The 22,530-nt window shown below is 69.8% G+C and carries 23 protein-coding genes; 20 read left to right on the plus strand and 3 right to left on the minus strand.

What is annotated here, in order from left to right:
* Positions 1 to 153: 153 nt before the first annotated feature.
* The 20 genes from BLQ77_RS09045 to hypE all read left to right on the plus strand — a co-directional run bounded on the left by BLQ77_RS09045 (position 154) and on the right by hypE (position 19,813).
* Positions 154 to 1,488 carry a sensor histidine kinase gene (locus BLQ77_RS09045; protein WP_089958108.1) on the plus strand — a complete coding sequence of 445 codons (1,335 nt, stop codon included), beginning with the start codon at positions 154 to 156 and terminating at the stop codon, positions 1,486 to 1,488.
* Complete coding sequence (locus BLQ77_RS09050; protein ID WP_089958110.1) at positions 1,489 to 2,478, plus strand: NADH-quinone oxidoreductase subunit B family protein; 990 nt, start codon at positions 1,489 to 1,491, stop codon at positions 2,476 to 2,478.
* Positions 2,475 to 3,905, plus strand: coding sequence for a nickel-dependent hydrogenase large subunit (locus BLQ77_RS09055; RefSeq protein ID WP_089958112.1), 1,431 nt, complete (start codon positions 2,475 to 2,477; stop codon positions 3,903 to 3,905). The genes BLQ77_RS09050 and BLQ77_RS09055 overlap by 4 nt, the downstream gene beginning before the upstream one ends.
* 178 nt (positions 3,906 to 4,083) lie before the next feature.
* The gene (hypF, locus tag BLQ77_RS09060) at positions 4,084 to 6,324 is read left to right on the plus strand and encodes a carbamoyltransferase HypF (RefSeq protein ID WP_089958115.1); all 2,241 of its coding nucleotides are present in this window, start codon (positions 4,084 to 4,086) and stop codon (positions 6,322 to 6,324) included.
* Positions 6,325 to 6,529: 205 nt separating this feature from the next.
* Positions 6,530 to 7,618 (plus strand): hydrogenase small subunit, encoded by a 1,089-nt coding sequence (locus tag BLQ77_RS09065; RefSeq protein ID WP_089958118.1) that lies wholly within the window; start codon positions 6,530 to 6,532, stop codon positions 7,616 to 7,618.
* A 3-nt stretch (positions 7,619 to 7,621) separates the two neighbouring features.
* Positions 7,622 to 9,415: a nickel-dependent hydrogenase large subunit gene (locus tag BLQ77_RS09070; protein ID WP_089958120.1), complete on the plus strand. Its 1,794-nt coding sequence runs from the start codon at positions 7,622 to 7,624 to the stop codon at positions 9,413 to 9,415.
* A 14-nt stretch (positions 9,416 to 9,429) separates the two neighbouring features.
* A complete protein-coding gene (locus BLQ77_RS09075) occupies positions 9,430 to 9,612 on the plus strand; it encodes a hypothetical protein (RefSeq protein WP_008886831.1) in 183 nt (60 codons plus the stop codon).
* Between the two features lie 4 nt (positions 9,613 to 9,616).
* Positions 9,617 to 10,393: a Ni/Fe-hydrogenase, b-type cytochrome subunit gene (cybH, locus tag BLQ77_RS09080; protein WP_089958123.1), complete on the plus strand. Its 777-nt coding sequence runs from the start codon at positions 9,617 to 9,619 to the stop codon at positions 10,391 to 10,393.
* A 279-nt stretch (positions 10,394 to 10,672) separates the two neighbouring features.
* Positions 10,673 to 11,281, plus strand: a complete 609-nt coding sequence (locus BLQ77_RS09085) for a hydrogenase maturation protease HybD family protein (protein ID WP_008887285.1) — start codon at positions 10,673 to 10,675, stop codon at positions 11,279 to 11,281.
* A complete protein-coding gene (locus tag BLQ77_RS09090) occupies positions 11,281 to 11,601 on the plus strand; it encodes a HypC/HybG/HupF family hydrogenase formation chaperone (RefSeq protein WP_008886932.1) in 321 nt (106 codons plus the stop codon). The genes BLQ77_RS09085 and BLQ77_RS09090 overlap by 1 nt, the downstream gene beginning before the upstream one ends.
* A 10-nt stretch (positions 11,602 to 11,611) precedes the next feature.
* Positions 11,612 to 11,998 carry a thioredoxin domain-containing protein gene (locus BLQ77_RS09095; RefSeq protein ID WP_089958125.1) on the plus strand — a complete coding sequence of 129 codons (387 nt, stop codon included), beginning with the start codon at positions 11,612 to 11,614 and terminating at the stop codon, positions 11,996 to 11,998.
* An 11-nt stretch (positions 11,999 to 12,009) separates the two neighbouring features.
* A complete protein-coding gene (locus tag BLQ77_RS09100) occupies positions 12,010 to 12,834 on the plus strand; it encodes a hydrogenase expression/formation protein (RefSeq protein WP_089958128.1) in 825 nt (274 codons plus the stop codon).
* Positions 12,831 to 13,640 carry a [NiFe]-hydrogenase assembly chaperone HybE gene (gene hybE, locus BLQ77_RS09105; protein ID WP_089958131.1) on the plus strand — a complete coding sequence of 270 codons (810 nt, stop codon included), beginning with the start codon at positions 12,831 to 12,833 and terminating at the stop codon, positions 13,638 to 13,640. Before BLQ77_RS09100 ends, hybE begins: the two co-directional genes overlap by 4 nt.
* Entirely contained in the window at positions 13,640 to 14,530 is an 891-nt protein-coding gene (locus tag BLQ77_RS09110) for a hydrogenase expression/formation protein HupK (protein ID WP_089958133.1), read from the plus strand. The genes hybE and BLQ77_RS09110 overlap by 1 nt, the downstream gene beginning before the upstream one ends.
* Positions 14,523 to 14,864 (plus strand): hydrogenase maturation nickel metallochaperone HypA, encoded by a 342-nt coding sequence (hypA, locus tag BLQ77_RS09115; RefSeq protein ID WP_089958136.1) that lies wholly within the window; start codon positions 14,523 to 14,525, stop codon positions 14,862 to 14,864. Before BLQ77_RS09110 ends, hypA begins: the two co-directional genes overlap by 8 nt.
* Positions 14,864 to 15,829 (plus strand): hydrogenase nickel incorporation protein HypB, encoded by a 966-nt coding sequence (hypB, locus tag BLQ77_RS09120; RefSeq protein WP_089958138.1) that lies wholly within the window; start codon positions 14,864 to 14,866, stop codon positions 15,827 to 15,829. Before hypA ends, hypB begins: the two co-directional genes overlap by 1 nt.
* On the plus strand, positions 15,829 to 17,316 hold the full coding sequence (locus BLQ77_RS09125) for a sigma-54-dependent transcriptional regulator (protein ID WP_089958141.1): 1,488 nt from the start codon (positions 15,829 to 15,831) through the stop codon (positions 17,314 to 17,316). Before hypB ends, BLQ77_RS09125 begins: the two co-directional genes overlap by 1 nt.
* Before the next feature lie 3 nt (positions 17,317 to 17,319).
* Positions 17,320 to 17,625: a HypC/HybG/HupF family hydrogenase formation chaperone gene (locus BLQ77_RS09130; protein WP_089958144.1), complete on the plus strand. Its 306-nt coding sequence runs from the start codon at positions 17,320 to 17,322 to the stop codon at positions 17,623 to 17,625.
* Complete coding sequence (gene hypD, locus BLQ77_RS09135) at positions 17,622 to 18,773, plus strand: hydrogenase formation protein HypD (protein ID WP_089958146.1); 1,152 nt, start codon at positions 17,622 to 17,624, stop codon at positions 18,771 to 18,773. Before BLQ77_RS09130 ends, hypD begins: the two co-directional genes overlap by 4 nt.
* Positions 18,770 to 19,813 (plus strand): hydrogenase expression/formation protein HypE, encoded by a 1,044-nt coding sequence (hypE, locus tag BLQ77_RS09140; protein WP_089958150.1) that lies wholly within the window; start codon positions 18,770 to 18,772, stop codon positions 19,811 to 19,813. The genes hypD and hypE overlap by 4 nt, the downstream gene beginning before the upstream one ends.
* Positions 19,814 to 19,905: 92 nt before the next feature.
* Here hypE and BLQ77_RS09145 read toward each other — a convergent pair whose 3' ends face one another.
* From BLQ77_RS09145 to BLQ77_RS09155, 3 genes are read right to left on the minus strand one after another with little or no spacing between them, the layout of a single operon-like run.
* Positions 19,906 to 20,661: an iron ABC transporter ATP-binding protein gene (locus BLQ77_RS09145; protein ID WP_089958152.1), complete on the minus strand. Its 756-nt coding sequence runs from the start codon at positions 20,659 to 20,661 to the stop codon at positions 19,906 to 19,908.
* Positions 20,658 to 21,602, minus strand: coding sequence for an iron chelate uptake ABC transporter family permease subunit (locus BLQ77_RS09150; RefSeq protein ID WP_089958155.1), 945 nt, complete (start codon positions 21,600 to 21,602; stop codon positions 20,658 to 20,660). The genes BLQ77_RS09145 and BLQ77_RS09150 overlap by 4 nt, the downstream gene beginning before the upstream one ends.
* On the minus strand, positions 21,595 to 22,530 hold the full coding sequence (locus BLQ77_RS09155; protein ID WP_089958445.1) for an iron chelate uptake ABC transporter family permease subunit: 936 nt from the start codon (positions 22,528 to 22,530) through the stop codon (positions 21,595 to 21,597). The genes BLQ77_RS09150 and BLQ77_RS09155 overlap by 8 nt, the downstream gene beginning before the upstream one ends.

The following is a 22,530-nucleotide window of genomic DNA, read 5'->3' on the forward strand; positions in this document are numbered from 1 at the left end:
CGGCTCGGCAGGGCGCAAAGTGCCTCGCCACTGCCGCCTGGCGGTGATCTGTCCTAGGCGATTTGGATCTCGGGTCCGACGCGGTCATCCTGCGGCACGCGGCGCACGCGCGGGCGATTGCCAGCGCAGTGCTCGGGGGACTACAGTCCGGTCATGGAGATCTCCGCACCCGCGACCCCCGGCGACGAGCAGGGCATGACCGACGAGGCATGGCAATCCGTCCTGCGGGCGGTCGACCAGACCTATTCCGAGCTTGTCGCGCATCAGGAGCAGCTGGAAAGCCAGAACGCCGAGCTGAGCGCCGCCAACCGGCTGATCGAATCCGTGCTGGCCTCGGTCAGCGACATCCTCATCGTGATCGACCGCGACGGCACCGTGGCCGAGGCGAGCGCCTCGCTGCTGGCGCTGGTCGACGGCGGGGCCGAGGCGGTGATCGGGCAGCACGCGGCGCAGATTTTCGACGCCGCGGGGGCGGGCCAGCTGACCGAGGCGCTGTCCCGGCTCAAGCTGCACCCGGCCGAGACCCGTTTCGAGGCCGCGATCCCCACCACCACCGGCGCGCAGCCCTTCGACATCGTGCTCTCGGCGCGCATCGACGCCCGCGAGCGCTTCGGCGGCGCGGTGCTCAGCGGCCGGCCGCTGGGCGAGCTGCGCCGCGCCTATGCCGAGCTCGAGCTCAGCCACGAGCAGCTCAAGCAGGCCCAGAGCCAGATCGTCCGCAACGAGAAGCTGGCATCGCTGGGCCGGCTGCTTGCGGGGGTGGCGCATGAGCTCAACAACCCGATCAGCTTCGTCTACGCCTCCGTGCATGCACTCGAGAAATACGTCGGCCAGTTCGAGACCTATTTCCAGCAGGTGCAGGCCGGGGCCGCGCGCGAGGAGCTCATGCAGCTGCGCACCGAGCTCAGGCTCGAGCGCGCGCTCTCGAACCTCGGCACCGCGATCCACGGCGCCCGCGAAGGCGCCGAGCGGGTGCGCGACATCGTGGCCGACCTGCGGCGGCTGTCGTCCGAGGGCAGCGGCGAGCGCGTCGATTTCGACCTCGCCGAGACCGCCCGCGTCGGGGCCCGCTGGGTCGAGCGCGGCTCGAAACCCGGCGTGGTCGTGGGTTTCTCGGGCGCGCCGAGCCTGCTGGTCCGGGGCGTGCCGGGCCACGTGCAGCAGATCGTCATGAACCTCGTGCAGAACGCCATCGACGCGGTCGACGGCCAGAAGGCGCCGCAGGTGACCATCGCGCTTGCGCGCCACGACGGCATGGCCCGGCTGACGGTCTCGGACAACGGCCCCGGCATCCCCGAGGCGCAGCGGGCGGCGGTGTTCGATCCGTTCTTCACAACGAAACCCGTGGGCAAGGGCACCGGGCTCGGGCTTTCCATCAGCGCCAAGATCGCCGATGAGCACGGCGGCCAGCTCGCGCTGTTGCCCGACGGACCTGGCGCCACATTTGTACTGGACCTGCCCCTTGCCGAACGTCCCGGAGACAGCTGAATGAAGATCCTCTGGTTGCAATCGGCCGGCTGCGGCGGCTGCACGATGTCGCTGCTCTGTGCCGAGAATCCCAACGTGCTCGACACGCTGGGGGACGCGGGCATCGAGTTCCTCTGGCACCCCTCGCTGTCGGTCGAGACCGGAGACGAGGTGACGGACCTTCTCTCTGCCGTGGAGCGGGGCGAGATCGCGCTCGACGTGCTCTGCCTCGAGGGCTCGGTGGTCACCGGGCCGCGCGGCACCGGGCGCTTCCACATGCTGGCGGGCACGGGCCGGCCCATGCTCGACTGGGTGCGGGCGCTGGCGCCCCGGGCCGGTGACGTGGTGGCGGTGGGCACCTGTGCGGCCTATGGCGGAATGACGGCGGCGGGTGGCAACCCCTCGGGCGCGGTGGGGCTGCAATACGACGGGCGTTCGAAGGGCGCGGCGCTGGACGAGGGCTTCACCAGCCGCTCGGGCCTGCCGGTCATCAACATCGCGGGCTGCCCGACGCACCCCTCGTGGGTGACCGAGACGCTGCTCATGCTGGCGGGCGGGGCGCTCGGGGCGGCGGATCTCGACGGCTTCGGGCGGCCGCGTTTCTACGCCGACCACCTCGTGCACCACGGCTGCACCAAGAACGAATACTATGAGTACAAGGCCAGCGCCCGGACGCTGTGCGAGATCGGCTGCATGATGGAACACCTCGGCTGCGTCGGCACGCAGGCGGTGGGCGATTGCAATATCCGGCCGTGGAACGGCGAAGGGTCCTGCACGCGCGGCAACTACCCCTGCATCGCCTGTACCGCCCCCGAGTTCGAAGAGCCGGGCCACGTCTTCACCGAGACGCCTACCATTGCCGGGATCCCGGTGGGGCTGCCCTCGGACATGCCCAAGGCGTGGTTCATGGCGCTGGCCTCGCTCTCCAAGGCGGCGACGCCCAAGCGCATCGACACCAATGCCCACTCGGACCGCATCCGGGTGGCGCCGAGTCCCAAGGGGCGGAAATGAGCGAGCGGCAACTTCTGGTCGGCCCTTTCAACCGCGTCGAGGGGGATCTCGAGATCCGGCTCGACGTCCGTGACGGGCGGGTGACGGCGGCCTATGCCAACTCGCCGCTGTTCCGGGGCTTCGAGATGATGATGCTTGGCAAGGACCCGCGCGACGCGCTGACCGTGACGCCGCGGATCTGCGGCATCTGCTCGATCAGCCAGTCGAAGGCGGCGGCGCTCGCGCTGGGGCAGGTGTCTGGCGCGTCGATGCCGCCGCAGGGCGCGCTGGCGGCGGCGATCCTGCACGGGGTCGAGAACCTTTGCGACCACCTCAGCCATTTCGGGCTGTTCTTCATGCCCGACTTTGCCCGCCCCGTGTATGCCGGGCGGGCGTGGCACGACCGTGCCGTGGCCCGCTACACCGCGCAGGAGGGCTCGGCCGTGCGCCCTCTGATCGAGGCGCGGGCGCGGCTCTTCCACATCGTGGGGCTTCTGGGCGGCAAGTGGCCGCATACGCTGGCGATCCAGCCCGGCGGGGTGACCCGCGCGCCGGATGCCCGCGACCGCATCCGCATCCAGACCACCCTGCGCGCCGCGCGGCGGGTGCTGGAGTCTGAGCTCTTCGGCGGCGCGCTGGAGGCGTTTTCCGCGCTGTCCTCCATCGAGGCGCTGGAGGGCTGGGCGGGGGGCGACGTGGCGCTGTTCTCCGAGATCTCCGCCGATCTTTCCCTGGGTGCGCTGGGTGTGGGGCCGCAGCGCTATCTCTCCTGTGGCGCCTATCCGCTGGCCGAGGGACGCGTGACGAAAGCGGGCGTGTGGGAGGACGGTCGCGTCGCTCCCTTCGATCCCGCCGCAATCGTCGAAGACGTCAGCCACGCCTGGATGCTGGGCGAGGGGGCACACCCTTCGCAAGGCGTGACCGTGCCGGACGAGGACATGGCCGCGCCTGCCTATTCCTGGTGCAAGGCGCCGCGGCTCGGCGGCCGGCCGGTCGAGGTCGGCGCGCTGGCGCGGCAGGTGGTGGACGGCCACCCGCTGGCGCTGGCGCTGGCCGCCGAGGGCGGGGTGCGGGCGCGCATCGCCGGGCGCCTGCTCGAGATCGCGCGGCTGGTGATCTGGCTCGAGGCATGGGCGGCGGCGCTCGACCCCTCGGCGCGGTTCATGGACACCGGGCCTGCGCCGCGGGATGGGGCGGGCGTCGGGCTGGTCGAGGCGGCCCGCGGCACGCTGGGGCACTGGATCTCCTGTGCGGGCGGCCGGGTGGGCGGCTACCAGATCGTGGCGCCCACGACCTGGAACTTCTCGCCCCGCGACGGGGGCGGCGTGCCGGGGCCGGTGGAAGCGGCGCTGATCGGTGCGCCTGTCGGGGAGGACGAGCGGACGCCGGTGGCGGTGCAGCACGTGGTGCGGAGCTTCGATCCCTGCATGGTCTGCACGGTGCACTGATGGTTCCCGGGGCAGGGCGGCCATTCGGTTCTGCGCTGGAGGTCTGGTCGCGCGCGGGTCCTGGTGTGGTGCGGTCATTCGGCCGTCGGGCGTGTGGCGATGCGGGAGGGGGCGCTGCCCCCGTCCGCTGGCGCGGACTCCCCCGGGATACTTGGAGCCATTGGAAGGGGGGAGCGTCGTGACCGGCCGACGCATCCGGGTGCGCGGGCAGGTGCAGGGCGTGGGCTTCCGGCCCTTCGTCTGGGCGCTGGCGCGGCGGTTCGGGGTGTCGGGCGAGGTCTCGAACGACGCCGAGGGCGTGCTGGTGCTGGCGGCGGGGGGCGACCTCGACGGGTTCGAGGCGGCGCTGTCCGCCGAGTCTCCGGTGCTGGCGCGGGTCGATGCGGTCGAGGGCGTCCCGGCGGAGGTCGTGGCCGAGGGGTTCCGCATCGTGGCCTCGGGCGGGCCGGGGGCCGAGACGCGGGTGACGCCGGACGCGGCGTCCTGCAGCGACTGCGTGGCCGAGATCTTCGGGTCCGGGCGGCGCGCGGGCTATGCCTTCACCAACTGCACCAATTGCGGGCCCCGCTACACGATCCTCACCGGGCTGCCCTATGACCGGGCGCAGACCACCATGGCGGGGTTCGTTCTGTGCGATGCGTGCCGTCGCGACTACGAGGACCCCGCCGACCGGCGTTTCCACGCCCAGCCGGTGGCCTGTCCGGCCTGCGGACCGCGGCTGTGGTTCGAGCAGGACGGAGGCGAGGTGGCGGGCGACTCGGTGGCGCTTGCGGCGGAGGTGCTGGCGCGGGGTGAGGTGCTGGCGGTCAAGGGGCTCGGCGGGTTCCACCTCGCCTGCGATGCCACCGATGCAGAGGCGGTGGCGGCGCTGCGGGCGCGCAAGCGGCGGCCCGCCAAGCCTTTCGCGCTGATGGCGCCGCTGGTGCAGGTGGTGCGCCACGCGGAGGTCTCGGAGGCGGAGCGAGTGCTGCTGCAGGACCCCGCCGCGCCCATCGTGCTGCTGGAGACGGCGGGTGAGGCGCTGCCGGAGGGGCTCGCGCCGGGGCAGGGGCGGCTGGGCTGGATGCTGCCCTACACGCCGCTGCACCATCTGCTTTGTGCCGCGCTGGGGCGGCCGCTGGTGATGACGAGCGGCAACGTTTCGGGCGAGCCGCAGGTGATCGGCAATACCGAGGCGAGGGACAAGCTGGCGGCCATCGCGGACGGGTTTCTCATGCACGACCGCGACATCGCGCGCAGGCTCGACGACAGCGTCGAGCGGGTGACGCCGCAGGGGCCGATGGTGCTGCGCCGGGCACGGGGCCGGGTGCCGGGAACGCTGCCGCTGCCCGAGGACTTTCCCGACCGGCAGGTGGTGGCCTACGGCGGACAGATGAAGGCGGCGATCTGTCTCGTGAAGAACGGGCAGGCGCTGCTCGGGCATCACCTGGGCGAGCTCGACGAGGCGCTGACATGGGAGGCCTTCCTGCAGGCGGATCGCGACTATGCCGCGCTCTTCGATCACCGCCCCGAGCTGGTAGCCTGCGACCTGCACGAGGGGTTCCGCTCCACGCAACACGCGCGCTCGAAGGGGCTGCCGGTCACCGAGGTGCAGCACCATCACGCCCATCTGGCGGCCTGCCTTGGCGAGGCCCTCTGGCCGCGTGACGGCGGGCCGGTGGCGGGGATCGTGCTCGACGGGCTGGGTCTCGGGCCGGATGGCACGATCTGGGGGGGCGAGGTGCTGCTGGGCGATTACGCGTCGTTCGAGCGCCGGGCATGGCTGACGCCCGCGCCGCTGATCGGCGGCGACCGGGCGCAGGCGGAACCGTGGCGCAACGCGCTGGTGCGGCTCGATGCGGCGGGGCTGGGGGCGCTGGCGGACGGGCTGTTTCCCGACGCGCCCCGCGACATGGCGCGGCAGGCGGCGCGGGCGGGGGTCAATGCGCCGATGTCCTCCTCTGCCGGGCGGCTTTTCGATGCGGTGGCGGCGATGCTGGGGCTCTGCCCGATGAGGCAGAGCTACGAGGGCGAGGCGGCGATGCGGCTCGAGGCGCTGGCCGTGGCCGAGCCGGGGCACCCGGGCTACGACTTCGGCGTGGTGCAGGGGGCGAAGGGGCTGCAGCTCGACCCGGCGGAGATGGTCGCGGCGCTTGCGGCGGACCTCGCGGCTGGGCTGTCCCCGGGCCGCATCGCGTGGCGCTTCCACGCAGGGCTTGCCCGGGCCTTCGCCGGGGTTGCGCGCGGGCTGGTCGAGCAGGGCGAGGCGCGGGCGGTGGCGCTCACGGGGGGCTGTTTCCAGAACGCCCTGCTGCTCGATCTGACGGTCGCGGCGCTGGGCGATGTGCCGGTGCTCCTGCACCGCAGGACGCCCGCCAATGACGGCGGGCTGGCGCTCGGCCAGGCGCTGGTGGCGCTGGCGCAGATGGAAAGCCGCTGACCGGAGCAGTGGAAGCACCGGCAGCGGCGTGACCGTTCCGCTGCGGTCGGGCGGCGATCAACCCTCTGAGCCAAAGCGGTTTTCAGAAATTCCTGCGACATGGGCAAATCCCTTCCGCACGCGGTGGCATACCGGGATGCTGGCACGATCCCACGGCACCGCGACGCCGTGGCACGTGACTCGTCAACTGGAGGAGGGAGCCAGCTTGAGCCAGATCGAAACCTTTTACGAGGTCATGCGGAGCCAGGGCATCACCCGGCGCAGTTTCATGAAATACTGCTCGCTGACCGCCGCCGCGCTGGGCCTCGGCCCCGCCTTCGTGCCCAAGATCGCCCACGCGATGGAGACCAAGCCGCGCACCCCGGTGATCTGGGTGCACGGGCTCGAATGCACTTGCTGTTCGGAGAGCTTCATCCGCAGCGCGCACCCGCTCGCCAAGGACGTGGTGCTGTCGATGATCAGCCTCGATTACGACGACACGCTGATGGCCGCCGCGGGCCACGCCGCCGAGGCGGCGCTGCAGGACACCATCGACAAGTACAAGGGCAACTACATCCTCGCGGTCGAGGGCAACCCGCCGCTCAACGAGGACGGCATGTACTGCATCGTCGGCGGCAAGCCCTTCGTCGACCAGCTCCGCCACGCGGCAGAGCATGCCAAGGCCATCATCAGCTGGGGCGCCTGCGCGTCCTACGGCTGCGTGCAGGCGGCAAAGCCGAACCCGACCCGGGCAACGCCGGTGCACAAGGTCATCACCGACAAGCCGATCATCAAGGTGCCGGGCTGCCCGCCCATCGCCGAGGTCATGACCGGCGTCATCACCTACATGCTGACCTTCGACCGCATGCCCGAGCTCGACCGGCAGGGCCGCCCGGCGATGTTCTACAGCCAGCGCATCCATGACAAGTGCTACCGCCGTCCGCATTTCGACGCCGGCCAGTTCGTCGAGCACTGGGACGATGAGAACGCGCGCAAGGGCTACTGCCTCTACAAGATGGGCTGCAAGGGCCCGACCACCTACAACGCCTGCTCGACGGTGCGCTGGAACGAGGGCGTCTCCTTCCCGATCCAGTCCGGCCACGGCTGCATCGGCTGTTCCGAGGACGGCTTCTGGGACCAGGGCAGCTTCTACAACCGCGTCACCGACCTGACCCAGTTCGGGGTCGAGGCCAATGCCGACAAGATCGGCATGGCGGCGGCGGGTGTCGTGGGCGGCGGCATCGCGTTGCACGCGGCGGTCTCGGCGCTCAAATCGGCACAGAAGAAGACCCAGTCTTCGAAAGAGGAGGTGTAACCGATGGTTATCCAGACCCCCAACGGCTACACGCTCGACAACGGCGGCCAGCGCGTCGTCATCGACCCGGTGACCCGGATCGAGGGCCACATGCGCTGCGAGGTGAACGTCAACGACGAGAACATTATCACCAACGCGGTCTCGACCGGGACCATGTGGCGGGGACTCGAGGTCATCCTCAAGGGCCGCGATCCGCGCGACGCCTGGGCCTTCACCGAGCGCATCTGCGGTGTCTGCACCGGCACCCACGCGCTGACCAGCGTTCGCGCCGTCGAGGACGCTCTGGGGATCCAGATCCCCGACAACGCCAACTCGATTCGCAACATGATGCAGCTGGCGCTGCAGATGCACGACCACATCGTGCACTTCTACCACCTGCACGCGCTCGACTGGGTGAACCCGATCAACGCGCTCAAGGCCGACCCCAAGGCGACGTCCGAGCTGCAGCAGGCGGTGTCGCCCAGCCATCCGCTGTCCTCGCCCGGCTACTTCCGGGACGTGCAGAACCGGCTGAAGAAATTCGTGGAATCGGGCCAACTCGGGCTCTTCAAGAACGGCTACTGGGACAACCCGGCCTACCTTCTGCCGCCCGAGGCGGACCTGATGGCCACGACCCACTACCTAGAGGCGCTCGATCTCCAGAAAGAGATCGTCAAGATCCACACGATCTTCGGGGGCAAGAACCCGCACCCGAACTGGCTGGTGGGCGGCGTGCCGTGTCCGATCAACATCGACGGCGTGGGCTCGGTTGGCGCGATCAACATGGAGAGGCTGAACATGGTTCAGTCGATCATCCAGCAGACGCAGGATTTCAACCGCAACGTCTATATTCCCGACGTGAAGGCGATCGGCGGGTTCTACAAGAACTGGCTCTACGGCGGCGGGCTGTCGTCGCAGGCGTGCCTCGCCTATGGCGACATCCCCGAGCATGCGAACGACTTCTCGCCCGAGCAACTTCACCTCCCGCGCGGCGCGATCATCAACGGCGATCTCACGCAGGTGCATGACGTGGATCCGCGAGACCCCGAGCAGGTGCAGGAGTTCGTCGACCACTCGTGGTACACCTACGGCGAGCCCGGCAAGGGCCTGCACCCGTGGGATGGCGTGACCGAGCCCAAGTACGAGCTCGGGCCCAACGCCAAGGGCACCCGCACCGACATCAAGGAGCTCGACGAGGCCGCGAAATACTCGTGGATCAAGGCCCCCCGCTGGCGTGGTCACGCCATGGAGGTCGGCCCGCTGGCGCGCTACGTGGTGGGCTATGCCAAGGGCCACGAGGACATCAAGGGCCAGGTCGACGGGCTGCTCCGCGACATGGGGCTGCCGCTCGAGGCGGTGTTCTCGACGCTGGGCCGCACCGCGGCGCGGGCGCTGGAATCGGAGTATTGCGGCCGCTTGACCCAGCACTTTTTCGACAAGCTGATCAACAACATCCGCAACGGCGACCAGTCCACCGCCAACATCGAGAAGTGGGACCCGTCCACATGGCCGAAGGAGGCCAGGGGCGTGGGCATGACCGAGGCGCCGCGCGGCGCGCTGGGGCACTGGATCAAGATCGAGGACGGGCGCATCGACAACTACCAGTGCGTCGTCCCCACCACCTGGAACGGCTCGCCGCGGGACACCGCCGGCAACATCGGCGCCTTCGAGGCCTCGCTCATGAACACCAGGGTCGAGCGCCCCGAGGAACCGGTCGAGGTGCTGCGCACGCTGCACAGCTTCGACCCCTGCCTGGCCTGCTCGACCCACGTCATGTCGCCCGATGGCGACGAGCTGGCAAACGTCAAGGTCCGCTGAGGAGGAGAGGACACATGAAAAAGGCAATCGCACTCTGGCTCGCCTCTGCATCGGCAGCCTTCGCCCACGCCGGTCACGACGCCGCCCTGCCGCCCGACGGCGTGGCGCACTGGCTGCTCTCGCCCCTGCACGGGCTGGGTGTCGCCGCGCTGGCAGGGATCCTGTGGATGGTGATCCGCGCCCGCCGCAAGGAGTAGGACGATGGAGCAGAGAACCATCCACTCCCACAACCGGGAGGCCGAGCCGCTCTCGACCTCCCGCCTGACCGGAGACGCCACCGCGGCGGATATCGAATCCGTCCGTCGCCGCACTTCGGTCTTCGTCTACGAATGGCCGGTGCGGCTCTGGCACTGGGTGAACGCGGCGCTGATCATGACGCTGATCGTCACCGGCTGGTTCATCGCCTCGCCGCTGCCGACGATGAACTTCGCCGAGGCCACGCACCAGTTCGTCATGGGCTACAACCGCTTCATCCACTTCGCCTGCGGCCAGCTTCTGACCGTGGCCTTCGCCGGACGGGTCTACTGGGCGCTGGTGGGCAACCACCACTCCAGGCAGCTCTTCTATGTGCCGGTCTGGCGCAAGGCGTGGTGGAAGGAAGTCGTGCACGAGCTGCGCTGGTACGCCTTCCTCGAGGACGTGCCGAAGAAATACGTGGGTCACAACCCGCTGGCGCAGGTGGCGATGTTCTTCTTCATGACCATCGGCATCACCTTCATGCTGCTGACCGGCTGGGCGCTCTATGCCGAGGGCGCGGGGCAGGGCTCGCTGCCGGACCTGGTGATGGGCTGGCTCATCGGGCTGGTGGGCAACACCCAGATCCTGCACGGGCTGCACCACCTGGGCATGTGGTTCATCATCATCTTCATGATGATCCACATCTACGCCGCGATCCGCGAGGACATCATGTCCCGCCAGTCGATGGTGTCGACGATGATCTCCGGCCACCGCACCTTCAAGGACGACCTGCCGGACTGATCCCTCGCGATTTCCGGTCATGTCGAAACGGGCGCTCTCGGGGCGCCCGTTTTCACGTGGAAGACTGGTTTGCGATTTTCCGAATTTGTGGAAGGATGGTTTTCGGTATTGGTGCTGCGTCAATGGTGCAAATGCGCTGAATGTTAAGCGAATACAGGTGGTTGTCCTTTTCCGGCCAAAACCTGATGAATCGATGAACCATTGGCGCCCGAAGCGTAAGGTCGGTTTCCACGAAGGGCGGAAAGAGGGGTTCCGCCGGTACGCAGTAGGGGAGGCGGCATGACCCGCAACGCGCTTATCCTGGGCATCGGCAACGTGCTCTGGGCGGACGAAGGTTTCGGTGTCCGCTGTGTCGAGCATCTGGCCGACCGCTGGTCCTTCGGCCCGGACGTCACGGTTCTCGACGGTGGCACGCAGGGGCTCTACCTGCTGCCCTTCCTCGAGGAGGCCGACGTCATGGTGGTCTTCGACGCGGTCGACTACGGGCTCGCCCCCGGCACCATGAAGGTAGTCGAGGGCGACGAGGTACCGCGCTTCATGGGCGCCAAGAAGATGTCCCTGCACCAGACCGGCTTCCAGGACGTGATCGCGACCGCGCAGCTCATGGGCTACTGCCCCGACGAGCTCATGCTGGTGGGCTGCCAGCCCGAGGAACTCGAGGATTACGGCGGCGGGCTGCGTGACGTGGTCGCCGCCCGCATTCCCGAGGCAGTCGGTATCGGGCTCGGCTGGCTTGAGACACGCGGCTTCGCGGCCACCGAGGGCCGGACGGAGTCCGACACCCTCGCCGACGCCTCGATCCGCCACCGCGCCTACGAGACGGGCCGCCCCTCCGAGGACGAGGCCTGCCGCACCGGCGACGCCCGTTTCTTCCCGGCCGCCGAATAATGTGCGTCGGCATCCCCATGCGGATCCTCTCGGTCGACGGCATCGCCGCGCGCGCCACCGGAGACGAGGGCGAGGCGCTGATCGACCTGTCGCTGGTCGGCGACGTGGCGCCGGGGACATGGGTCCTGACCCATCTCGGCCACGCCCGCGAGGTCATCTCCGAGGCCGAGGCGCAGCTCATCGCGCAGGCGCTGCGCGGCCTGCGCAGCATCATGCAAGGGGCGGGGGCGGGCGACGCCTTTGCCGATCTCGACAACCGCGAGCCCTCGCTGCCGCCGCATCTCGAAGCGGCGCGGCAGCAGGGCAAGGCGACCGCCTGAGGAGACACCCATGAGCCACCCCCTGATCGCCAGATTGGAGACCGAGTTCGGCTGGCCGCGCCTTGCCACCATGGACGAGGTCAAAGCCTTCACCACCTCCCCCGGCGCGCATTGCCTCTTCGTGCCGGGTGACCCCGCCCGCAATCTCGAAAGCGCCGACGTGGCGGTGATCCTGCCCGAGCTGCACATGACCTTCCAGCGGGCCTTCGACTGCGCCGTCGTGGACGATGCCATCGAGGCCCAGCTGCGGGAGGCCACCGGCGTGCTCAAGACGCCCTCGCTGATCTTCTTCCGCGACGGCCAGCTGCTCGGCGGCATTCCCAAGGTGCGGGACTGGGACGACTACATGGCCCGCATCCCGCAGATCCTCAACGCCATCCCGGCCCCGGCCGCCTGACGGAGACAGACATGGTCAGCAATTTCCACATGCCCCCCGTCGGTTACGGCCCCGGCTCGCAGCCCGAGGACGAGACGCTCGAATACATGCCGATGCCGCAGGACATGCGCACCTTCTCCGCGCATTTCCCCGAGGTCGAGGATGCCGAGGGGCTCGCCCCCGCGATGACCCTCATGGCGCGCGTCGCCGACGCCGCCGACCGGGTGGCCGGGGGCGGCAAGCCCGAGCGCTTCGACCTGACGCCGCTCGACACCGCCAACCGCCGCCTGATCGCCGAGACCATGGGCGAGGGCGAGGTCGCCATGAAGATCCGCGGCCTTCCCGCGATCCGCGCGCAGGAATCGGTCTTTGCCGGGATCTGGGTGCTGAACGGCGCGGGGCTCGACGCCATCGAGGTGGCAAGCGCGCCGTCTGATGCCCGCAGCCGCGCCTTCGAGCCGCACCGCCGCGCCACCGGCGACAAGCCGGGCATGGGCGTGGTCAATGCCCCCGCGCTGCTGGTCGAGCTTCAGGACAAGAGCGCCACCTACGCCGCGACGCGCGAGCTGCACGTGGTGAACCTCACGCTGCTGCCGCACACCGAGGGCGATCTGGCGTGGCTCGACGCGCGGCTGGGCGAGGGCTCGACCGACATCCTGTCGCGCGGCTACGGCAATTGCCGGGTCACCGCGACGGCGCTGCCCCACGTCTGGCGCGTGCAGTTCTTCAACTCGATGGACACACTGATCCTCGACACCTTCGAGGTTACCGACATGCCCGAGGTCGCGCTCGCCGCTGCCGAGGACCTGAGCGACAGCGCCGGGCGGCTGCGCGAAGTGCTGGAGGCGATCCGATGAGCTTCGAGGGCAGCTATCTCGGCGCCAACGATCGGATCTCGGAACAGGCGATCATGGAGTGCAAGATCTGCTGGACGCCCTACGAGCCGGCAGAGGGCGACGACACGCGACAGGTCGAGCCCGGCACGCCGTTCTCGGCGCTGCCCGAGGACTGGTCCTGCCCCAACTGCTCGGCGCCGAAAGAGCAGTTCATGGTGCTCGAGGACCCCGGCGCGCCGGACATCCTCGAGGCCGCGCGCATCCGCGCGGCGACCGACCGGCTCGCGGCCGACTTCCGCGAGGTCTACAACGCCAAGATGCGCGACGTGCCGATCGTCAACAAGGCGCTGCAGGTCGAGGCGGTGGCGTTCCGCAAGCACGGTGACTTCCTGCTCGGCGTGCTGGTCAGCCAGTGGTTCATGAACCTCGTGCTGCTGCCCGACGCGGGGCAGGACTGGTCGAACCTGCGCGCGGGCGAGAAGGAGGTGATCTCCTTCCCCTCGGGCGATTACGAGTTCATCCACAACACGCGCGAACTGACCGGCGGCTACAAGGCCTGCTCGCTGTTCTCGCCGATGCACGAGTTCACCCGCCAGAAGGATGCCACCGACGTGGCCCGCGCGGTGATGGTGGCGCTGTTCCAGGAAGAGCACCGGGCCGAGACCGACCGCTCGGCCGAGATCCGCGCCGCGCGCGAGGATGAACTGGCGGCGGTCGACGCTGCCGCCGAGGCCGAAGAGGCTCCGGTCGATCCCGCACCCAGCCGCCGTGCCGTGCTGACCGGCGGCCTGTCGCAGGACGCGACAGAGGTGAGGGACGCGGGCTGATGCTCGACACGCGCCCCCGAACCCGGCTCATTGCCCAGCCCGCCACGCCCCAACCGGTGGCGCATCTCCTGCTGGGCAAGCCGGTCGCAGAGGCGGAGGGGCTGTTGCAGCGGCTCTTCAACCTTTGCCGAGGGGCGCAGGCGGCGGCGGTGTCAGCCGCGCTGGGGAGCCGGGGGGCCGATCCCGCCGCCGCCATCTGCGAGGACAGTCTTCGCGACCATCTCCTGAAGTTCTTCGTCACCTGGCCCGGCCTGCTGGACCTGCCGCCGCAGCCGCTGCCGGTCGGGTGGCGCGCGGGCGGCGACGCGCTGCTGGGGCAGCTCTTCGGGCCCGAAGCCGTGGCGCCGCAGACGCCGGATGCCTTCGCGACGTTCCTCGGCGGGGGCGGCCCGCTCGCCGCGCCGCTGGCCCGGATCGCCGCGCTCTTCGCGCCGGGCGAGGCGGTGTCGGGCGCGCTGCCGGGCGTCAGCTTCGACACGATCTGGGAGCGGGGCGCGCAGGAGAACTCCGTTGCCGCCCGTCACGCCGCCCACCCGGTGATGCGCCACATCGAGGCCAGCCACGGGCGCGGGCCGCTGTGGCGCGCCACCGCGCGGTTCTACGACATCGCGGCGGTGGCACGGGGCATCCTGCCCGCCATCGAGGCCCGGGATGCGCGGGCGCTTGTTCCGGCGGCGCGCGGGGCCTATGCCATTCATATCGTGGCCGAAGACGGTCGCGTTACCGCGTTCGACCGGGTTACGCCCACCGATGCGCTGCTGGCCGAGCGAGGCATCCTCGCCCGGTCACTCGCCACACTGCCGGCGGAGAAGAGGGGGCTGGGCACGCTGCTGCTCGACATTCTCGACCCGTGTTCGCCGGTGTCCCTGACGGAGGTCCGGGATGCATGAGATGTCGCTCTGCGAAGGCATTCGCCGGGTCGTGGACCGGGCGGCCTCGGATCCCGGTATCGCACGGGTGACCCGGGTGCGGCTCGAGATCGGGCGCTTCGCGGGCGTCGAGAAGCCGGCGCTGGAATTCGCCTGGGAGGTGGTGATGCGCGGCTCCAAGGCCGAGGGCGCGGCGCTGGAAATGATCGACCTGCCGGGGCGGGCGCTCTGCTATGACTGCATGGAGACGGTGGAGATCGAGCACAGGCTCGACCCCTGCCCGAACTGCGGCGGCGGCAAGCTGATGCCCGACGGGGGCGACGAGATGAGAATCAAGGATATGGAGGTTATCTGATGTGCACGGTTTGCGGATGCGGGACGGGGTCCGTCGAAGGTCAGTCCCATGATCACCACCATGGCCACGGCCACGAGCACGGGCCTGGCGGGCACCATCATCATGGGCACGATCACCATCACCACGGCGCGGGTCACACCCACCGTCACGAAGAAGGTGATGCCCATCATCACCATGGCGACGGTCACGCCCACGACCACCCTCACGGGCACCACCACGGCGCCCACGGCGACATCCATTTCGGCCAGGGCGCGGCTGGCGTCGCGGTCGGCAACATGAGCCAGGAGCGGCTGATCGAGATCGAGACCGGGATCCTGTCGGAAAACGACCGCTACGCCGCCGCCAACCGCGCACGGCTTGCGGGGCAGGGCGTCTTCGCGGTCAACCTCGTGTCCTCGCCCGGCTCGGGCAAGACCACGCTTCTCTGCGCCACCATCCGTGCGATGACTGCCGACGGCGCGGGCGACGTGGCGGTGATCGAGGGCGACCAGCAGACCAGCAACGACGCCGACCGCATCCGCGAGACCGGGGCGCCTGCGGTGCAGGTGAACACCGGCAAGGGCTGCCACCTCGACGGCCACATGGTGGGCCACGCGCTTGACCACCTGCACCTGCACGATGGCGCCACGCTCTTTATCGAGAACGTCGGCAACCTTGTCTGCCCTGCCGCCTTCGACCTCGGCGAGGATGCCAAGGTGGCGATCCTCTCGGTCACCGAGGGCGAGGACAAGCCGCTGAAATACCCCGACATGTTCACCGCCGCGCGCATCGCGCTGCTGAACAAGATCGACCTCGCGCCGCATTGCGATGTGGATCTCGACCTCTACGAGGCGAACCTGCGCCGGGTGAACCCGACCATCGAGATCATCCGCGTCTCGGCCCGCACCGGCGAGGGGCTCGACCAGTGGATCGGCTGGCTGCGCAGCGAGGCCGCAGCCAAGCGTCTCGCTCAGGCCGCTGAATAATGGCCGCGCCCAGCCTTCCCACGGTGCTCGTCGTCGATGACGAACCGTTCTCGGTCGCCTCCATGCGGATGGCGCTCGAGGACGATTTCCACGTGCTCGAGGCCACCGACGCCGAAGAGGCGTGGCGGCTGATGGAAGAGAACTGGGTGCAGGTCGTGGTCTCGGACCAGAGGATGCCGGGGCGGACGGGGGTCGAGCTGCTCTCGGACGTGCGCGACCGCTGGCCCGAGACGGTGCGCATTATTGTCACCGGCTACACCGAGAGCTCGGACATGATCGACGCCATCAACAAGGCGGGGATCTACCAGTTCATCACCAAGCCGTGGCATCCTGACCAGTTCCTGATGGCGGTGCGCAACGCCGCGCGGCTTTTCGAGCTGAGCCGCGAGCATGAGCGCATGTCGCTCGAGATGCGCTACCTCGGGAACACCGCCGCGCAGAAGCTTCAGGCGCGCCGCCAGCAGGCACAGGAGGCCTCGGGCTTCGACAAGGTGCTGCGGGGCGTGGATTCCCCCCTCAACCCGACGATCTCGCTCGCCCGGCAATACGCCAGCTTCGAGGTGCCGGTGCTGATCTCGGGCGAGGCCGGGACCGGCAAGACCGACCTCGCGCGGGCCATGCATTTCGGATCGTTGCGTGGCGACCGTCCGTTCTACAAGCTCAACTGCGCGGGCATGTCCGACGACGTGCTGGCGGCCGAGCTCTTCGGCGCCAAGCGCGGCGCGGTGCCGGGGGCGGTGCAGGCCAAGGCGGGGATGCTGCAGCGCGCCGACCGCGGCACGCTGTTCCTCAACGGTGTCGATGCGCTCAGCCCCGCGATGCAGCTCCAGCTGCTGCACCTCGTGAGCGAAGGCGGCTTCCAGCCCATCGGCGGGCACGAGACCCTGACCTCGGGCGCGCGGCTGATCTTCGGCGCCCACCGCGACCTGCGGCCGCTCTGCGCGCGGGGCCAGTTCCGCAGCGACCTGTTCTACGAGATGGCGGTGACCGAGCTTGCGATGCCGCCGCTCAGGGCGCGGGTGCCGGACATCGCGATGCTGGCCGAACGCATGCTGCACGAGGTGGCCGAGACCCATGGCAAGCCGGTGCGGGGCCTGTCGCGCCCGGCGCTGGAATTCCTCGAGAGCTACGACTGGCCGGGCAACCTGCCCGAGCTGCGCAACGAGGTGACGCGGATGCTGATCCTCGCGCAGGACATGACGCTGGGGCCCGAGCTGATCTCGCGCCACATCCTGCAGGCGGGCAACCACGGCGATCTCGCCGCCGGCGAGAAACCGGTGAGCGGCACCGATCTCTGCACGCTGGAAGGCACGCTCAAGGACCGGGTCGAGCTGATGGAGATGCGCATCCTCGGCGAGACGCTGACCCGGCTGAAATGGAACAAGTCGAAGGCGGCGGCAGAGCTCGGGCTCTCTCGCGTCGGGCTGCGCGCCAAACTGGACCGCTACGGCATCGAGCCGCACGCGACCGTTACGGAGGAGGACTGAGCCATGTGTCTGGGAATTCCCGGCCAGATCGTCGAGATCACCGACGAGGCCCGCCTGATGGCGATGGCCGACGTCTCGGGCGTGCAGCGCGAGGTCTCTCTGGCGCCGGTCTCCGACCGCCCGCTCGCCGATCTGGTGGGCGAATGGGTGCTGATCCACGTTGGGTTCGCCATGGCGGTGATCGACGAACACGAGGCCGCCGAGACGCTCGAGGCGCTGCGGGGGCTTGGCGAGGCGCAGGAGGCGCTCGAGGCGATGGAGCAGGGCGCGCGCGCCTTTGACGAGCCGGTGCGGGAGAATGCGCAGTGAGATACGTCGAAGAGTTCCGCGACCCCAAGGCCGCCAAGGGCGTGCTGGCGGCCATCGCCCGCGTCGCGTGCGAGATCGGCGCAACGCGCGAAGAGCCCGTCCGCATCATGGAGATCTGCGGCGGGCACACCCACGCCATCTTCCGCTACGGGCTCGACAAGCTCGTGCACGAGGGCATCGAGTTCATCCACGGCCCCGGCTGCCCGGTCTGCGTGCTGCCCATGAGCCGCGTCGACGAATGCGTCGAGATCGCCGAGCGTCCGGGCGTGATCTTCACCACCTTCGGCGACGCCATGCGCGTGCCCGGCTCGCGCAAGTCGCTGATGCAGGCCAAGGCCGACGGCTGCGACATTCGCATGGTCTATTCGCCGCTCGACGCGCTGGAACTGGCGCGGCGCAATCCCGACCGCGAGGTGGTGTTCTTCGGACTGGGTTTCGAGACCACGACGCCCTCGACCGCGCTGACGATCCAGCAGGCGGCGCGCGAGCGCATCGGCAATTTCACCGTCTTCTGCAACCACATCACCGTGCCGCCGCCCATCAAGGCGCTGCTCGACGATCCGCACATGAAGCTCGACGGTTTCGTCGGGCCGGGTCATGTGTCCATGGTGATCGGCATTCACCCCTATGATTTCATCGCCCGCGACTACGGCAAGCCCATCGTCGTGGCGGGGTTCGAGCCGCTCGACCTGCTGCAATCAGTGCTGATGGTGCTGGAACAGATCCGCGACGGGCGCGCCGAGGTCGAGAACCAATATGCCCGCGTGGTGCCCGAGCACGGCAACCCGGTCTCGCTTGCGGCCATAGCCGAGGTCTACGAGGAACGCCCGTCGTTCGAATGGCGCGGGCTGGGCGAGATCGACGCCTCGGGGCTGCGTATCCGCGAGGCCTACCGCGCCTACGACGCCGAGGCGAAGTTCGGCATCGGCTACGCCGTGGTCCGCGCCAAGGTCGATGAGCCCGAGGGCTGCGCCTGCGGGGCAGTGATGACCGGCCGGATCAAGCCCACCGCCTGCCCGCAGTTCGGGCGCGGCTGCACGCCAGACATGCCGCTGGGCGCGCTGATGGTCTCCTCCGAGGGCGCCTGCGCCGCCTACTGGACCTACGGCGGCGCGCGCGTCGCCTCGGAGACGGAGCCGGCGGAATGAACATGCCCTCCAAACCCTCCCGCCTGCGCGGGGAGCGCGTGACACTGGCCCATGGCGGCGGCGGTCGCGCCATGCGCGACCTGATCGAAGAGGTCTTCACCGGGGTCTTCCGGCCCGAGAGCGGCGAGGATCAGGCGCGGCTGAGCTCGGATGCGCTGCAGGTGCCGGGTGCGCGGCTGGCCTTCACCACGGACAGCTACGTGGTGACGCCGGTGGAATTTCCCGGCGGCGACATCGGCAAGCTCGCGGTCTGCGGCACGGTCAACGATCTTGCCGTCGGCGGGGCGCAGCCTTTGTGGCTCTCGGCCTCCTTCATCATCGAGGAAGGCTGCGAGATCGCGCTGCTGCACCGGATCGTGGCCAGCATGGCGCGCGAGGCCGAGGCGGCGGGCGTGAAGATCGTCACCGGCGACACCAAGGTGGTCGAGAAGGGCTCCTGCGACACGGTGTTCATCACCACCTCGGGCGTGGGCGTGATCCCTCCGGGGCGCGATCTGGGCGCGGTACACATCCGGCCCGGGGACGTGGCGATCGTGAACGGCGTGCTGGGCGACCATGGCGCCACGATCCTGGCCGCGCGCGGCGATCTGGCGCTGTCGGCGCCGCTGCAGTCCGATTGCCAGGCGCTGGGCCACCTGATGGCAGCGGTCGCCGGGGCCTGCCCCAACCTGCGGGCCGCGCGGGACGCGACGCGCGGCGGTCTGGCCTCGGCGCTGAACGAGATGGCCGAGGCGGCGAACGTGTCGGTGGAGCTCGACGAGGCCTCGCTGCCCCTTCGCCCGGAGGTGAAGGGCATGTGCGAGATCCTCGGTCTCGACCCGCTCTATCTGGCGAACGAGGGCGCGCTTGTGCTCTTCGTGCCCGAGGCAGAGGCCGACGCGGCGCTGGCCACCATGCGCGCGCTGCCATCGGGGCGCGCGGCGGTCATCGTCGGGCGCGCGACGGAGAGGGGCAGCGTCCCGGTGCGTATGACCTCCGCCTTCGGCGGTACGCGCATCGTCGACATGCTGGTCGGAGAGCAACTGCCGCGGATCTGCTGAGGAGGGGAAGACCGGCGCCCGGCGCTCGCGGGGCGCGGCGGGCCCGAGACCTGCACCCATTCAGCGGAGGCCGCTGAAGCACCAAGTCCAGTTCAGCGCGCCACGACGACCGGACGGCCCTTGTGATGAAGCAGTTCGAAGGGGGTGTCGAAGACGTCGCGCAGGGTCGCCTCGGTGAGCACCGACGCGCTTGCATCCTGCGCCACGATGCGGCCGTCCTTCATCGCCACGATGTGGTCGGCCCAGCCCGCCGCGGCGTTGATGTCGTGCAGCACGATCACGATGCTGCGCGAGCCATCGCGGGAGAGCGCGTGCAGCCGGGCCATAAGGTCCCTCGCGTGGCGCGGGTCGAGCGCGTTGAGCGGCTCGTCAAGCAGCATCCACGGCGTGTCCTGCGCGTAGGTCATCGCGATGAAGGCGCGCTGGCGCTGGCCGCCCGAGAGCGTGTCGATGGTCCGCCCGGCGAGATCGGTCAGTGCGAAGGCGGTGAGGGCGCGGTCGACCATGGCCTCGTCCTCGGGACAGGGGCGGCCTTGGTGATGCGGCCAGCGGCCGAAGCTCACCAGTTCGCGCACCTTGAGGCGGCTGACCAGCGCGGGGGACTGCTGCAGCAGCGCCACCAGCCGCGCGCGCTGCCGGTGCGGCACGGCGAAGGGGTCGTGGCCGTCGATCCTCACGCTGCCCGAGGCCGGTTTCTCGAGCCCCGAGATGCAGTGCAGCAGCGTCGACTTGCCGGCGCCGTTCGGGCCGATCAGCGCGGTGATGCCGCCGCGCTCGAGCGTGGTCGAGATGTCGTGCAGGATCGGCGTGGACCCGGCGGAATAGCTGAGCGAGGAGACCTCGATCATCTGCGCCTCCGTTTGAGGACGAGGACAAGGAAGAGCAGCCCGCCGAAGAGCTCGACGATGACCGCAAGCGCCGACTGGCTGCCGAGCAGGCGTTCGAAGACGAACTGCCCCGCGACGAGGATCAGCGCGCCAATGATCGCGGAGGCCGGGATCAGGACGGCGTGGCGATGGGTGCCGGTGACCTGCCGGGCGAGGCTCGCGGTCAGCAGGCCGAGGAAGGTGATCGGCCCCACCAGCGCGGTCGAGACCGAGACCATCGCCGCCATCAGCAGGAGCGAGACCATCACCACGCGGTCGTGGTTCAGCCCCAGCCCGCGGGCGGTCTCGCGTCCGAGCCCGGCCACGTCGAGCGCCGGCGCCATGCGCAGCGCCGCGGCCAGCGCCGCCAGCAGCACCACCGCCGCGACCGCGAGCTGCTGCGGATCGACCCGGCCGAAGCTCGCGAACATCGCCTGCTGCACCACCGCGTAGTCGGAGGGGTCCATCATCCTCTGCACCATCTCTGCAAGGCCGCGCAGCAGCACGCCGAGGATGATGCCGGTGAGGATCATGCGGGTCACGTCGCGGGCATCGCGCCGCAGGAGCAGGCCGAAGAGCAGCGCCGAGGCGGCGGCCAGAGCCACCAGCTCGACGCCGAAGCGGACCGAGGCGGGGATCATCGCCACGCCGACGCCGCCAAGCGCCGCCACCAGAAGCGTCTGGAGCAGCACGAAGAGCGCGTCGAAGCCCACGAGGCCCGGGGTCAGCAGCCGGTTGCCCGCGACGGTCTGGAAGAGGATCGTCGCGGCGCCGGTGGCGGCGCCCACGCAGACCAGCGCACCGAGCTTGGCGGCGCGCAGCCCGAGGATGAAGCCCATCGGCGCGCGCAGCTGCCACGCCAGGAACGCTCCGCAGAGCGCCAGCAGGGCGAGGCCCAGCCAGAGGAGGCGACGCTCAGCCATGCCGACGGCCCGGCGCGGCGTGCAGCAGCCAGAGGAAGACGCCGGCGCCGAAGACCGCAACCACGGTGGCGGCGGGGATCTCGAACGGGTAGCGCAGCAGCCGGCCGATGACATCGGCGGCCAGTAGCAGCACGCCGCCCCCGACCGCGATCAGCGGCAGGTTGGCGCGCAGGTTGTCGCCGCGCCAGCGGGCCACGAGGTTCGGCGCGACCAGCCCGACGAAGGGGAAGCTGCCGACGGTCACCAGCACCAGCGCGGTGATCACCGAGACCACGACGAGCCCGAGCGCGCGGGTCTGCGCGTAGTCGAGACCGAGGCTGCGGGCCTGAGCATCGCCCAGCCCGAGGATGGTGATGCGGTCAGCGATGAAATAGAGCAGCGCGGCAAGGGCGGCGATGCCCCAGAGCCACTCGTAACGACCCATCATGACGCCCGAGAACTCGCCCAGCCGCCACGCTCCGAGATATTGCATGAGATCGGCGGACCACGCCATCCAGACGCCGATGGCGCCGAGGATGCCGCCGTAGACCATGCCGACAATCGGCAGCAGCATCGGGTCCTCACGCGGGAGCCGTGTCGCGAGCGCGAGATAGCCCGCCATGCCGACCAGCGCTGCGGCGGCAGCGATCAGCATCTTGCCCGAAACGGCCATGCCCGGCGCCAGCAGCGTCACCGCCAGCAACCCCAGCATCGAGGCCTCGGGGGCACCGGTGAGCGAGGGCTCGACCAGCCGGTTCTGCACGACCTGCTGCACCACGACCCCGGCCAGCGCCAGCCCCGCGCCCGCCAGCAGCGCGGCGGCGGTGCGGGGAATGCGGCTGACCATCAGGAGCCAGCCGGCGTCATCCCCGAAACTGGCGGCGCCGAGCGAGAGGCTCAGCGCGATCAGCCCGGCAAGGGCGGCAATGGTGAGGGGCCAGGGGCGCAG

The sequence above is a fragment of the Salipiger thiooxidans genome (genome assembly GCF_900102075.1).
Taxonomy (GTDB): Bacteria; Pseudomonadota; Alphaproteobacteria; order Rhodobacterales; family Rhodobacteraceae; genus Salipiger; species Salipiger thiooxidans.

Coding starts and splice junctions, on each gene's coding strand:
- cybH (WP_089958123.1), top strand. CDS start 9,617: ATGGAGCAGAGAACCATCCACTCCCACAACCGGGAGGCCGAGCCGCTC.
- BLQ77_RS09055 (WP_089958112.1), top strand. CDS start 2,475: ATGAGCGAGCGGCAACTTCTGGTCGGCCCTTTCAACCGCGTCGAGGGG.
- BLQ77_RS09075 (WP_008886831.1), top strand. CDS start 9,430: ATGAAAAAGGCAATCGCACTCTGGCTCGCCTCTGCATCGGCAGCCTTC.
- hypB (WP_089958138.1), top strand. CDS start 14,864: ATGTGCACGGTTTGCGGATGCGGGACGGGGTCCGTCGAAGGTCAGTCC.
- hypA (WP_089958136.1), top strand. CDS start 14,523: ATGCATGAGATGTCGCTCTGCGAAGGCATTCGCCGGGTCGTGGACCGG.
- BLQ77_RS09130 (WP_089958144.1), top strand. CDS start 17,320: ATGTGTCTGGGAATTCCCGGCCAGATCGTCGAGATCACCGACGAGGCC.
- BLQ77_RS09150 (WP_089958155.1), bottom strand. CDS start 21,602: ATGGCTGAGCGTCGCCTCCTCTGGCTGGGCCTCGCCCTGCTGGCGCTC.
- BLQ77_RS09145 (WP_089958152.1), bottom strand. CDS start 20,661: ATGATCGAGGTCTCCTCGCTCAGCTATTCCGCCGGGTCCACGCCGATC.
- BLQ77_RS09095 (WP_089958125.1), top strand. CDS start 11,612: ATGAGCCACCCCCTGATCGCCAGATTGGAGACCGAGTTCGGCTGGCCG.
- BLQ77_RS09125 (WP_089958141.1), top strand. CDS start 15,829: ATGGCCGCGCCCAGCCTTCCCACGGTGCTCGTCGTCGATGACGAACCG.
- BLQ77_RS09045 (WP_089958108.1), top strand. CDS start 154: ATGGAGATCTCCGCACCCGCGACCCCCGGCGACGAGCAGGGCATGACC.
- hypE (WP_089958150.1), top strand. CDS start 18,770: ATGAACATGCCCTCCAAACCCTCCCGCCTGCGCGGGGAGCGCGTGACA.
- hybE (WP_089958131.1), top strand. CDS start 12,831: ATGAGCTTCGAGGGCAGCTATCTCGGCGCCAACGATCGGATCTCGGAA.
- BLQ77_RS09100 (WP_089958128.1), top strand. CDS start 12,010: ATGGTCAGCAATTTCCACATGCCCCCCGTCGGTTACGGCCCCGGCTCG.
- BLQ77_RS09070 (WP_089958120.1), top strand. CDS start 7,622: ATGGTTATCCAGACCCCCAACGGCTACACGCTCGACAACGGCGGCCAG.
- BLQ77_RS09110 (WP_089958133.1), top strand. CDS start 13,640: ATGCTCGACACGCGCCCCCGAACCCGGCTCATTGCCCAGCCCGCCACG.
- BLQ77_RS09090 (WP_008886932.1), top strand. CDS start 11,281: ATGTGCGTCGGCATCCCCATGCGGATCCTCTCGGTCGACGGCATCGCC.
- BLQ77_RS09085 (WP_008887285.1), top strand. CDS start 10,673: ATGACCCGCAACGCGCTTATCCTGGGCATCGGCAACGTGCTCTGGGCG.
- BLQ77_RS09050 (WP_089958110.1), top strand. CDS start 1,489: ATGAAGATCCTCTGGTTGCAATCGGCCGGCTGCGGCGGCTGCACGATG.